We start from the raw sequence: 12,316 nt of genomic DNA, 5'->3' as shown, positions 1-12,316 counted from the left end.
GTCCCGGCCACCGTGCCGATGCTGCGGGAACTGGTCGCCGACCGGGAGATCCGGGCAATCAACGACACCGCGTTCGCGGTCACGCCCGCATTGCGCGAGGCGTACGCGTCCGGCGATGACGAGGAGTTGGCCGAGGTCGCCATGTCCGAGGCGGCGCGCGCCTCGCTGCGCTTGCTCGCCGAGGATTCCGCGCTCGACGACAAGGACACCGACTCCGACGATGACGCCTCGCCCGCGCGCGGGCCGATCTTCCGGCGCGCGGTGATCGCGGCCGATGTCGACGGCGCGACCCTGCGGCCCGATCTCGACGACGCGGTGGTCCGGCTCGCGGCCGCGATCCCCTATGACCGCATCGCCTCGGTGCACGTGGATCTGGTCGAAGCCGAGCCCGAGGTGGCCAAGGCCGTGGATGTGATCGACGCCGCCGATATGGGTGACACCGATGCCGAATTCGTGCTCGGCGATGCCGAGGATCACCAATTGGCTTGGTACGCCGCCCAGGAACTGCCGTTCCTGCTGGAACTGCTGTAGGGCGGATTTCGGGGCGAACCCCCCGATTCACCGGTGGTCCTGTACCTCTTTCGTCGGCGGCACCGGCACCGTAACCTACGATGCCGTAACCTTGCTGTGACAGCGTGCGTAAGCACCCGGTATGGCCCGCACAGGCCATCCGCCGGGCAGCACCTGAGCACCGCGAGCAGCGACGCAGCTGTGCCGCGGAGCGGGCGGCCCGTCACGGGCCGCGGTTGACGACACTGCGCTACAGCGCACGACGACAGGAACGTCCGGAAAAATGGCATCGAAGAGTGGCGGATTCTCCGTGCGGGGACTCCGGGAATGGCTGGAGGCGCCGGTCGCCGAGGGCGCGACCGCGGGACGCACCAAGCTGAACACGCTGCGCGGTGCGGCGGCACGAGTCACCACTCCCCTGCTGCCCGACGATTATCTGCATCTGGTGAATCCGCTGTGGTCGGCGCGCGAGCTGCGCGGGCGCATCGTGGAGGTGCGCAAGGAGACCGCGGATTCGGTCACGCTGGTGATCAAGCCGGGCTGGGGTTTCGATTTCAAGTTCTCGCCGGGCCAGTACATCGGCATCGGCGTACTTGTGCAGGGGCGCTGGCATTGGCGTTCGTATTCGCTGACCTGCCCGCCGGATTGGACCGATCCGGAGCATAAGGCCAAGCGGCTCATCTCGATTGCCGTCAAGGCGATGCCCGAGGGGTTCCTGTCCAGCCATCTGGTGAACGGTGTCGCGGTCGGCAGTGTCGTCCGGCTGGCCGCGCCGCAGGGCGGGTTCGTACTGCCGGAGCCGCCGCCGGCGAAGGTGCTGTTCCTCACCGCGGGTTCGGGCATCACCCCGGTGATGGCGATGCTGCGCACCATGGACCGCCGCGGTGTGGTGCCGGATGTGGTGCATGTGCATTCCGCCCGCACCCCCGAGGACGTCATGTTCGGTGACGATCTGCGCGAATTGCACGATAAGCACCCGAGTTTCACCGCGAACCTGCACTACACCGGTGAGAACGGCAAGTTCGCGCTGGCCTCGCTGGATGAGCTCGTACCCGATTGGCGTGAGCGCGACACCTGGGCGTGCGGGCCGATCGGCATGCTCGATGAGATCGAAAAGCATTGGGACGACGCCGATATCGCCGATCAGCTGCATGTGGAGCGGTTCGAGATCGAGCGTTCGGCCACCGGCGAGGGCGGCACCGTCACCTTCGCGCGGGCGGGCCGCAGCGTCGAGATCGACGGCGCCACCACGCTGTTGCAGGCCGGTGAGGAAGCGGGCGTGCAGATGCCGTTCGGCTGCCGCATGGGCATCTGCCAGACCTGTGTGGTGACCATCACCGACGGTCATGTGCGCGATCTCCGCAACGGCAATGAGCGCCGTGCCGGGGACAAAGTGCAGACCTGTATCTCCGCCGCCGCGGGCGATTGCACTCTTGACGTATAAAGCACACACCGTGCGGCACCACCATTCCGAATAGCAGCTACCCTCGATAGCAGTCGAGCCTGACCGCGGCCCCGCTCGGGGCCGCGAATCCGCCCCAGCGGCGTGAGGCAGTTCAACCACGGAAGGACCGCCGGTGGCCATCACCGACATCAAGACGTTCGCTCACCTCACCGAGGCGGATATCGAGACCCTGGGTCAGGAGCTCGACACCATTCGCAGAAATGTCGAGCTCTCGCTCGGCGAGAAGGACGCGAAGTACATTCGCCGCGTCATTCGCGCCCAGCGCGTGCTGGAGGCTGCCGGGCGCGCCACCCTGTTCGCGAGCAAGAACAGGTGGGCCTGGCTGGGCGGCACCGCGCTGCTGTCGGTCGCCAAGATCATCGAGAACATGGAGCTCGGGCACAACATCAGCCACGGGCAATGGGATTGGATGAACGACCCGGAGATCCACTCCACCACGTGGGAGTGGGATATGACGGGTACGTCGGCGCAGTGGAAGACCGCGCACAACTACTCGCATCACACCTATACGAACATCCTCGATATGGATGAGGATCTTGGCTTCGGCATTCTGCGCATGACGCGCGATGAGGAATGGAAGCCGATCAACCTGGCGCAGCCGGTGGCGAATCTGGTGCTGGCCGCGCTGTTCGAGTGGGGCATTGCGCTGCACGATCTTTCGGCTGTCAAAGAGCAGCAGGGCGTGGATCCCAAGGACTGGTTCTCCGAGCCGAACAAGGAGTTCTGGCGCAAAGCGGGCAAGCAGGTCGTCAAGGATTTCGTGATCTATCCGGCGCTGACGGGTCCGGCGTGGAAGTCCACGCTCAAGGCCAATGCCACCGCGAACCTGGTGCGCAATCTGTGGGCGTACGCGGTCATCTTCTGCGGGCATTTCCCGGACGGTGCGGAGAAGTTCACCGAGGAGCAGTTCGAGAACGAGACGCAGGGCGAATGGTATCTGCGGCAGATGCTGGGCAGCGCCAATTTCGAGGCGGGCCCGGCGATGGCGCTGATGAGCGGCAATCTCAGCTTCCAGATCGAACATCATCTGTTCCCGGACATTCCGAGCAATCGGTATGCCGAGGTATCGGTGAAGGTGAAGGAACTGTGCGACAAGTACGACCTGCCGTACACCACCGGTTCGATCGGTAAGCAATACCTGCTGGCATTCCGGACGATTCACAAACTGGCGCTGCCGGATCAGTGGTTGAAGCGGACTTCCGATGACGCGCCGGAGACTTCCTCGGAGCGCAAATTCGCCGGTATCACGCTGCCCGCATTGCCCGCTATGCCGTCGCTGCAGGACGGTCAGGAGTGGCTGGCCGAGCACAACTGGGCTGGTGTGGACCCCGTGACGGGTGAGCGGCGCGGACTGCGTTCGGCCATGCAGGAGGCCAAGACCGCGCTCAAGGAGAAGGCCCAGCACGAGAAGGAAGTACTGCGCGAGGCCAAGGCCGCATTGCAGGAAAAGGCAAGGCACGAAAAGGCTTTGCTCACCGAGAAGGCCGGGCGCCGGCGCTCGCTGAAGCAAATGCTGCGGCGTTCGCGCTAGCAGGTTACGATATCGAACGCAATGCGGCGTTCGACACGTTACGGATTCACTCGCTCGGAACCTACGGAGCCGTAACCTACGGTACTGTAAGTTGCATGGCGATCTCGGATGTCAAGGAATACGCACACCTCACCCCGGAGGATGTCGAAGCTATCGGCGCGGAACTGGATGCCATCCGCCGCGAAATCGAATCCTCCCGGGGCGAAAGCGATGCGCGTTACATCCGCCGCGTTATTCGTCTCCAGCGCGCCCTCGAAATCAGCGGGCGCGGAGCGCTTTTCTTCAGTCTCTTCCCGCCCGCCTGGATCGCGGGCACGGCACTGCTCGGCACGGCCAAGATCATCGAGAATATGGAGATCGGCCATAACGTCATGCACGGCCAGTGGGATTGGATGAACGATCCGGAAATCCACTCCACCTCGTGGGAATGGGATAACGCCGGACCGTCCGAGCACTGGAAGATCACGCATAACTTCCTGCATCACAAGTACACCAATGTGCTCGGCATGGACGACGATATCGGCTACGGCCTGCTGCGCGTCACCCGCGATCAGCGCTGGAGCCCGTTCTACCTCGGTCAGCCGATCTACAACCTGCTGCTGCAGAGCTTCTTCGAATACGGCGTCGCCATCCAGCATTTGGAGCTCGGCAAGGTCGCCAAGAAGAAGTGGGCCAAGGACAGCCCCGAATGGAAGCAGTTCGAGGCCGACCGCGCGCTCGTGCTCAAGAAGATCGGCAAGCAGGCGGGCAAGGATTACCTGCTGTTCCCGCTGCTCACCGGTCCCGCGTTCTTCGGCACGCTGACCGCGAACCTGGCCGCGAACGTCATGCGCAATGTGTGGACCAACGCCATCATCTTCTGCGGGCACTTCCCGGACGGTGCGGAGAAGTTCACCAAGCACGATGTGCTGAACGAGACCCAGGGCGAGTGGTACCTGCGCCAGATGCTGGGCAGCGCGAACATCTCCGGCGGCAAGCTGCTGCACTTCATGTCCGGCAACCTGAGCCACCAGATCGAACACCATCTGTTCCCGGATCTGCCGTCCAACCGGCTGGCCGATATCGCGGTGCGGGTGCGCGCCATGTGCGACAAGTACGACCTGCCGTACACCACCGGTTCGCTGCCGGTGCAGTACTTCAAGTCGTGGCGCACCATCATGAAGCTGTCGCTGCCGAACAAGTACCTGTTCCGCAGCGCCGATGACGCCCCGGAAACCAAGTCGGAGAAGATCTTCGGCGGCGTCGCGACGGTCGACCCCACCACCGGCCGCCGCACTGGCCTGCGCACCGCCCTGGCCCAAGGCCGCAAGCGCCTGCGCCGCCGCGAGCCCGCCCTCGTCGGCTGACCCGAATACCCGCCGAATGCGGCCCTCACCTTCCCGGTGAGGGCCGCATTCGTTTATCGCGAGGCTGCCAGGAAGGGCGCTATGAGTGCCTGGTTCACTGGTCGGCGTGTGTGCCGAAGGTCCGATAGCCCCCGAAGAATGTCTCAGCGTCTACGACGCCATCCGCCTGCGCCGCGATGTCCGCGCGGAGTTCACCGGCGAAGTCGTGGACGACCCCACGCTGTTGCGGATTCTCGAAGCGGCGCATCGCGCCCCCAGTGTCGGCAACTCCATGCCCTGGGATTTCATCGTGATCCGGGATCGGGCGATGCTGTCGAAGTTCGCCGATCACGTCGCCGATAAGCGCCGCGAATTCAACGACGCCCTCCCCGCCGATCGCTCGGAGACCTTCAACCCGATCAAGATCGAGGGCATTACCGAATCCGGCACCGGAATCGTGGTGACCCACAATCAGGCTCGCGGCGGCACCCATATCCTCGGCCGCGCGACGGTCCCCGAAACCGGCATCTACTCGACCATCCTCGCCATCCAGAACCTGTGGCTCGCGGCCACCGCCGAGGGCATCGGCGTCGGCTGGGTCAGCTTCTACGACACCCCGGTCCTGGCCGATCTCCTCGACCTCCCCGACCACATCAAACCCGTCGCCTGGCTCTGCGTAGGCCCGGTCACCGAATTCCAGCAGATCCCCGACCTCGAGCGCTTCGGCTGGCGCACCCGCCGCCCCCTCGAATCCGCCATCCACTGGGAACGTTTCACCCCCGGCAACCCCGCCGAATAGACCGAACCCCGATCTGCCTGAGCAGACCGGGGTTTCGGAGCAGGATGGGTCAGACGCGTTCGAGGACCGCTGACGCGCCGATGCCGCCTGCGGCGCAGATGCCGAGGAGGGCGGTGGATTTGCCGGAGCGGGCGAGTTCGTTGGCCATGGTGGTGACCATGCGGGCTCCGGTGGCGCCGAAGGGGTGGCCGAGGGAGACGGAGCCGCCGTGGATATTGAGGGTGGCGGGGTCGATGTCGCCGACGGCGGTGTCGCGGTCGAGGCGCTGTTTGGCCCAGTCGGTGCTGGCCAGGGCCGAGACGACGGACAGGGTCTGGGCGGCGAAGGCTTCGTGGATATCGACGAAATCGATGTCCGCCAAGGACAATCCGGCCTTGTCGAGGGCGCGGGGCATGGAGATGGCGGGGCCGATCAGCACCTGGTCGCGGGGGTCGACCGAGACGTAGCTCCAGGAGCGGAAGGCCGCCAGGGGTTCGAAGCCGAGGGCGCGGGCCTTCTCCTCGCTCATGAGCAGCACCGCGGACGCGCCGTCGGTGAGCGGGCTGGCATTGCCCGCGGTGACGGTGCCGCCCTTGGCGAATACCGGTGCGAGCGTGGCCAATTTCTCCACGCTGGTGCCCGGCCGGACCAGGCCGTCGCGGGTGACGGTCTTGCCCTCGGGCGTGGTGACGGACAGGACTTCGCTGTCGAATCGCCCGGATTCGATGGCGGCCGCGGCGCGATGGTGTGAGCGCGCGGCGAACTCGTCCTGCGCGGCGCGCGAGATGCCGTGGATGCGAGCCATTTTCTCGGCGCTCTCACCCATGACCTCGCCGGTGGTGCGCTCTTCGATCTTGGGCCGGCGCGGCACCAGATCGATGAAGGGGGCCAATTGCGCTGCGGCCGTGAGGTAATCCTTGGCCTTGGGCTTGCCCAGCGCGAGCGGTGCGGCGGCGTGCACCACCTTCTGCGGCAGCTTCACTTCCGCATTGCTGGTGGAGTCACTGCCACCGGCGATCATGATGTCGTATTCACCGCGTTCGATGGCCGCGGCCGCCGAGGTGACGGCCTGCAGCCCCGAAGCACACGCGCGTGTGACGGTGTACCCCTCGCACCCCGGATCCAATTGCAGATCCAGTGCGATCTCGCGCGCGATATTCGGCGCGGCGCTGGGCAGGATCACCCCGCCCCACACGATCGCCTGGACGAGTTCCTTCGACAGCCCGGTCCGTTCGAGGAGTCCGCGTACGGCGATATCCGCGAGGTCGATGGAGTCCATCCGGGTGTAGTCGCTGAACGCCCGCACGAACGGGGTCCGCGCACCGGACACGATTACTGCGCGACGAGCGCCCTTGTTGGTCACGACTCAGTTGTATCTGATACGAGTTGTAACAGCAAGGGACCGGGGCTTGGGTGAAGCCCCGGTCGAACCAGAGTTCACCTGCCGCTATGCGAGACGGATTATCCCGTAGTCGAAGGCGTGGCGGCGGTACACAACCGACGGTCGGTCGGTCTCCTTGTCCTGGAACAGGAAGAAATCGTGGCCGACGAGCTCCATCTGGTAGAGGGCGTCGTCAACCGTCATGGGGATGGCGGGATGGGTCTTGGTACGGACGACGTGTCCCGGACCGGCTTCGCCGTCCAGTTCCTCGGCCGCGTGATCATGCACGCCGGACGACCCGTTCGGTGACATGAACAGCGAATCGTCGATGAGCCCGGCCGTCGCTTGCGACACCGAGATCGGTGTCTTGTCCCCATGATGTACGCGACGACGGTCCTTGAGCCGGCGCAACCGGCCCTCCAGCCGCTCGACCGCCAATTCGAGGGCGGCGTAGAAGCTGTCCGCGCAGGCTTCGGCCCGGACGACGGGCCCCTTGCCGCGGGCGGTGATCTCTATTCGCTGGCAGTTCTTACGCTGACGACGATTGCGCTCGTGGGTGAGCTCCACGTCGAACAGATAGATGCTGGGATCGAAGCGCTCGAGCCGAGAGAGCTTGTCCGCGACGTGGATTCGGAAATGTTCGGGTACGCCGCCCTCGCCGAGCGTGCGTCCCTTGACGACGACTTCCGCCTGGGTGGCCCCGGTGGGTTGGTCGTCTGGAATGAATTCGTCCAGCAGCGCAGTGTCTGCGTTTTTCGCTGAAGGTCGTGAAGATGTCGTCACGCGTACCTCCCGGATCTGGCCGCACAATCCGCTCGTGCGGCGGGATTGAAACGTGTGCCGATCGAAATCGCTCGGCACATCTTGGTCCGAGGCGCCACCTCCAAACTTCGAGTTCGGGTGTCTGATCGCCACGCTAGTTCGCCAGCGACCTGTCCGCCAGTGTTCACGCAAATTTCGAAGAATCAAGCGTGGCAGGTAACCAGCGCGGCACGAACGGTCACTCGCGCCTCGCGTAGCGCACGCACCGATTCCGTCACTGTGGCACCGGTGGTCAGGACGTCGTCGATGAGCACTACCTCGGCATTTGCCGGAAATGGGAGGGTTTGGGCACGGCTCGGCGCTACGATGATCCGCCCCCGCAGATTGTGCTGGCGGTCGCTGCGATTCAGGCCGACCGAATCGCGCACACCTGGTCTTAAACCCAATACGCGCACCAATCGGCAATCGGGCAGCCAACTCGCCGCGACGTGCGCGGAACGCAGTACCGGGTCACCGCCGCGCCTGCGAGCAGCGGCCCTGCGGGTGGGTGCCGGGATCAGAATCAGCGGCCGGGAGCCGTCGCGTAAAAGATCCAGCCCCCTGGCCAGGGCCACCCCCGTCGAGTGTGCCAAATCGGCGCGGCGCTGTTCCTTGGCGGCCAGCACCGCGCGCCGCGGCGCACCCCGGTAGGGCGCGAGCGCCCAGCACGGTACGCCGGGATCGGCCCTGGGGCGCAGGCGAATCGGCGGACCGGACAGCGCGGCCGCGCAATCCGCGCACCACGCCGTGCCACCTGCCCCGCAACCGCCACAGGAGCGCGGCAGGATCAGATCCAGCAGTTCCCCCATGGGGTCAGTGTGCGCCTAGCCGGGCAGCACCGGGACCGCATTGCCGCCGAGACCCGGAACTTCGCGCCAGTAGTATTCGCCGCCTTCGGGATTGCGGGTCAGTTCCAGCACCGCGCGGGAGTCCGCGACGTATTCGTGGTCGGGTGAGACGCTCACGACGCGCACCGGCGGGGTGAGGTTCTGGGTGGTCTGCGGGGTGAAGCCGGAGCCGTCCACCAGAACGCCCGCTACGGGGTCCACATTGCCTTCTCGCGTGACGATGACACGCTCATCGGTCTGCCAGTCCACCGAGACGGCATTGGTGCTCAAACCGACCGCCAGGGGCAGCGGCGCGGTGAGCGCGAACTTGGTGCTCGACTGCGGTGACACCACCGCGACGTAGACCTTGCCGTTGGCGATCAGGGCCGCGCGAGCGCCCGAGGGCGAGATGCGCAGTTCGGTGATCGGCCCGCGCGGTGCGTTGGCATTGGCTGCGGCGGCGGTCAATTCGGTGATGTCCACATCCTGCACCGAGACATTGCCGGTGCTGCGATCGTGCACCGCGCGGATCACCCGATCACCGTCCACCACGGTCCACGCGGAGGTGCCGTCGGCGGGCCAGGAGGGCCGGGTGAAGGTGCCGCCGGTGGCGACGGGGAAGCCCTGCCCGTCATAGGTGCCGATGATGAGGGTGCGTTCCGGTTCCGGTTCGGGGCGGCCGGATTTGGCGACGGCGGCGACCAATTGCCCGTCCGGGGACAGCGCCACCGATTGCAGGGTGTGCGTGGTGCCGAAGAAGCCGGGCGCGGCGGTGATGCCGTTCTCGGTGACCGCGACCAGCGAGCCGTCGCGGACCGCGTGCAGTCCGGCGCGGTTGTGCGCGATGGCGTCCGGGCTCATGGATTCCACGTCGGCGCGATTCCAGCCGGTGGCGGCGTAGCGGTCGTCGAGCGGTTTGCCGTCGGCGAGCAGGATGTACGGGCCGAGCACTTCCGCGCCCGCGAGGGTGAGCACGATCTGGGTTGCCAAGAGCTCCTTGGCCTTCGGGTCCAGCGCGGAGGCACCGGCCAGATCGACGGTCACCCCGCCCGCGCCGACCCCGACATTGTCGGTCTCGCCATTGGCCTTGGTGATGGGCCCGCGCAGGGTGACCGGGCCGGAGAGCGGATTGCGCACGGCCGGGGCGAGCGCCTCCTGGGAGCCTTCGGCGAGCAGTCCCATGAGTCGTTGCGGCAGTTGGTCCTTGCGCGCGGAGATCCAACGCAGATCCGGAACCATGGCCATTCCGGCGAGATTCGGGAAGAACAGCGAATACCGCTTATAGGACTTGGCGAACGCGTTCTGTTCGATGATGACGCCGGGCGGTAGTTCGTCGACGCGCCATTCGCCGTCGACCTTCACCATTTCGACCTTGTTCTCCAGGGTGCCGTCGCTGGCGCGGTAGGCGCCGTCGGCGGCGAGCTCGCCGATCTTGCGGGCGCGGATCACATAGGTGGCCGAATCGGCGGTGCGGGATTCGCGCAGGGTGTCCGGCCGGTCCACGACGGTGGTGCCGGCGGCGTCGTCCCAGCGCACATTGGCGGCGGGCGAGAGGAATTGCCGCGCCGCCTGATGCCGATTGGTGGGATCGGAGGTGGCCTGGAGGAAATCGCGGAGTAGCTGATCCGGTTCTCTGCCCGAAATGGGCGGTGTCGGACCGGCACTGGTGGGCTGGCGGTCCAGCGTTCCCAGGGCCTGCGGTGCGGAGGAATCCGGTAGGTTCGCGCACGCGGTGAGGCCCACCAGGCATGCGACAACCACCAGCGCCCGGCTAAGGCGCGATTTCCCCATCCTCATGGCTTTCCGTCCCCTTTGTCGGCGAGCACGGTGTCATCGGGACTGTCCGGCGGTGTACTGCCGGATGCGAGCGGTAACACGGTCTGCGCGCCGTCGCCGTTATCGGATACCGATGCGGCAGGGGCGGTTTCGGCTTCGGCGGTGGGTCCCGCCGTCGCCGGTTCATAGGGTTCGGCGACGGCGAGTTCGTAGGGTTCGCCGGTGGCCGGGTCGATGGGTTCGGCGGCCGCGAGTTCGGATTCGGTCGGGGTGGAATCGGTGTGGTCCGGGGTGGCTTCCACGGTGCCGATATCGAGGGCGAGTTGTTCGGGGGTGATGCCGCCGCGAGTCTTGGCCGGTTCCAGCGGGAGTGGGCTGACGCCGAGTTTCCTGCTGCGCACCAGCGGCAGGGTGAGGCGGAAGCTGGCGCCGACGCCGATCTCACCCCAGGCCTCGAGTTTGCCCTCGTGCAGGTTGGCATCCTCGACGCTGATGGACAGGCCCAAACCCGTTCCGCCGGAACGGCGCATCCGCGAGGGGTCCGAACGCCAGAACCGGTTGAAGACCAGTTTCTCCTCACCGGGCCGCAGGCCGACGCCCTGATCGCGCACCACGATGGCGACGGCATTGGCGTCGCTGTCGCCGCGCATGCGCATGAGGACGGGCTTGCCCTCGCTGTGATCGATGGCGTTGGCGAGCAGATTGCGCAGCACCCGCTCGACGCGGCGCGGATCGACCTCTGCCACAAGGGGTTCCTCGGGCATGTCGACGACCAGTTCGACGCCGGATTCCTTGGCCAGATGCCGCACGGTGGAGACCGCGGCCCGCGCGCACATGCGCACGTCGAGCGATTCCACCTGCAGCTCGGCCACACCCGCGTCGTGGCGGCTGATCTCGAGCAGATCGTTGAGCAGTCCTTCGAACCGATCCAGTTCGTTCACAAGCAGTTCGGCCGAGCGCGCGAGCGCCGGATCGAGGTCATCGCTGGAACCGTGGATGAGGTCGGCGGCCATGCGCACGGTGGTGAGCGGTGTGCGCAGCTCATGGCTGACGTCGGAGGTGAAGCGGCGCTGGAGGTTTCCGAACTCCTCGAGTTGGGTGATCTGGTTCGAGAGGCTCTCGGCCATCTCATTGAACGACATGGCCAGCCTGGCCATGTCGTCCTCCCCTCTGACGAGCATTCGCTCTTTCAGACGTCCGTCGGCGAAGCGGGAGGCGATCCGGGCGGCGGATCGGATGGGCAGCACGACCTGCCGGGTCACCAGGGCGGTGATGGCGGCGAGCAGGACCAGCAGCACGATGCCGCCGATGAGCATGGTGCCGCGCATGAGGTCGAGTGAGCGTTTCTCATTCGTGAGCGGGAAGATCAAATAGATTTCCAGCGTCGGAATGTCGGCCGCGGGGCTGCCGATGACCAGTGCCGAGCCGCGATAGCCGTCCGGATCGGACACCGTCGCGAACTGGTAGCTGACCTGGCGCTCCTGCACGAAATGCCGTAGCTCCGGGGGTATTTCCTGAATCGGCCCGGCACTCAGCTCCGATTGCGAGTCCCCGACCATGGCCAGCGCGGAGTCGTAACTGCCTGCCGCGCCGCCGGATTGGGAGCCGCCGCCCCCGGCCAGGGCGCGGCGGGCATCCTCCAATCGTGCCAGCTGGGTGCTGGAGTCGTGCACGCCGGTGAGCGTGGCCTGCACCGTATTTCGGGCGCGGCCCATCTCCTCGACGGCCGCGTTGATCTTCGCGTCCAAGAGCCGGTCGGTGATCTGCGAGGTGAGCACGACTCCGAGAATCGTGATCACGATCAGCGACAGGGTCAGGGTGGACACGACAACGCGCAGTTGCAGCGAACCACGCCACACGTGGCCCAGTCGCTCACCTACGGTGCGAAACCAGGCCACCACTACTGCCAGCCACCGCTGTAC

10 protein-coding genes are annotated in these 12,316 nt (G+C 66.1%); 5 read left to right on the top strand and 5 right to left on the bottom strand.

The genetic code is table 11. The annotated features are described in order from the left end of the window. Positions 1-18: 18 nt before the first annotated feature. From ACFC0O_RS35375 to bluB, 5 genes are all read left to right on the top strand, one after another. Positions 19-531 carry a DUF6912 family protein gene (locus tag ACFC0O_RS35375; RefSeq protein WP_375966457.1) on the top strand — a complete coding sequence of 171 codons (513 nt, stop codon included), beginning with the start codon at positions 19-21 and terminating at the stop codon, positions 529-531. Between the two features lie 262 nt (positions 532-793). After that, positions 794-1,954 (top strand): ferredoxin reductase, encoded by a 1,161-nt coding sequence (locus tag ACFC0O_RS35370; protein ID WP_375965842.1) that lies wholly within the window; start codon positions 794-796, stop codon positions 1,952-1,954. A gap of 133 nt (positions 1,955-2,087) precedes the next feature. Further along, positions 2,088-3,506: a fatty acid desaturase family protein gene (locus tag ACFC0O_RS35365; protein ID WP_375965840.1), complete on the top strand. Its 1,419-nt coding sequence runs from the start codon at positions 2,088-2,090 to the stop codon at positions 3,504-3,506. Positions 3,507-3,601: 95 nt separating this feature from the next. Continuing rightward, complete coding sequence (locus ACFC0O_RS35360; protein WP_375965837.1) at positions 3,602-4,852, top strand: fatty acid desaturase family protein; 1,251 nt, start codon at positions 3,602-3,604, stop codon at positions 4,850-4,852. A 106-nt stretch (positions 4,853-4,958) separates the two neighbouring features. Then, positions 4,959-5,630, top strand: coding sequence for a 5,6-dimethylbenzimidazole synthase (gene bluB / locus ACFC0O_RS35355; protein ID WP_375965834.1), 672 nt, complete (start codon positions 4,959-4,961; stop codon positions 5,628-5,630). Positions 5,631-5,679: 49 nt separating this feature from the next. Here bluB and ACFC0O_RS35350 read toward each other — a convergent pair whose 3' ends face one another. The 5 genes from ACFC0O_RS35350 to mtrB form a co-directional block, all read right to left on the bottom strand. Beyond that, positions 5,680-6,972: an acetyl-CoA C-acyltransferase gene (locus ACFC0O_RS35350; RefSeq protein WP_375965832.1), complete on the bottom strand. Its 1,293-nt coding sequence runs from the start codon at positions 6,970-6,972 to the stop codon at positions 5,680-5,682. Positions 6,973-7,056: 84 nt separating this feature from the next. Then, positions 7,057-7,728, bottom strand: coding sequence for a ribosome hibernation-promoting factor, HPF/YfiA family (gene hpf / locus ACFC0O_RS35345; RefSeq protein ID WP_364640470.1), 672 nt, complete (start codon positions 7,726-7,728; stop codon positions 7,057-7,059). 227 nt (positions 7,729-7,955) lie between these two features. Beyond that, positions 7,956-8,600, bottom strand: a complete 645-nt coding sequence (locus ACFC0O_RS35340; protein WP_375965829.1) for a ComF family protein — start codon at positions 8,598-8,600, stop codon at positions 7,956-7,958. A gap of 15 nt (positions 8,601-8,615) precedes the next feature. After that, positions 8,616-10,415, bottom strand: coding sequence for an MtrAB system accessory lipoprotein LpqB (gene lpqB / locus ACFC0O_RS35335; protein WP_375965827.1), 1,800 nt, complete (start codon positions 10,413-10,415; stop codon positions 8,616-8,618). Beyond that, on the bottom strand, positions 10,412-12,292 hold the full coding sequence (gene mtrB / locus ACFC0O_RS35330) for an MtrAB system histidine kinase MtrB (RefSeq protein WP_375965824.1): 1,881 nt from the start codon (positions 12,290-12,292) through the stop codon (positions 10,412-10,414). Before mtrB ends, lpqB begins: the two co-directional genes overlap by 4 nt. Between the last annotated feature and the right edge of the window lie 24 nt (positions 12,293-12,316).

Source organism: Nocardia sp. NPDC056100 (genome assembly GCF_042266325.1).
Lineage (GTDB): Bacteria > Actinomycetota > Actinomycetes > Mycobacteriales > Mycobacteriaceae > Nocardia.
Note: the sequence above shows the minus strand (reverse complement) of the source record. Positions and strands in the feature narration are given on the sequence as shown.

Coding starts and splice junctions, on each gene's coding strand:
- ACFC0O_RS35370 (WP_375965842.1), top strand. CDS start 794: ATGGCATCGAAGAGTGGCGGATTCTCCGTGCGGGGACTCCGGGAATGG.
- ACFC0O_RS35340 (WP_375965829.1), bottom strand. CDS start 8,600: ATGGGGGAACTGCTGGATCTGATCCTGCCGCGCTCCTGTGGCGGTTGC.
- ACFC0O_RS35360 (WP_375965837.1), top strand. CDS start 3,602: ATGGCGATCTCGGATGTCAAGGAATACGCACACCTCACCCCGGAGGAT.
- lpqB (WP_375965827.1), bottom strand. CDS start 10,415: ATGAGGATGGGGAAATCGCGCCTTAGCCGGGCGCTGGTGGTTGTCGCA.
- ACFC0O_RS35375 (WP_375966457.1), top strand. CDS start 19: ATGCTGCGGGAACTGGTCGCCGACCGGGAGATCCGGGCAATCAACGAC.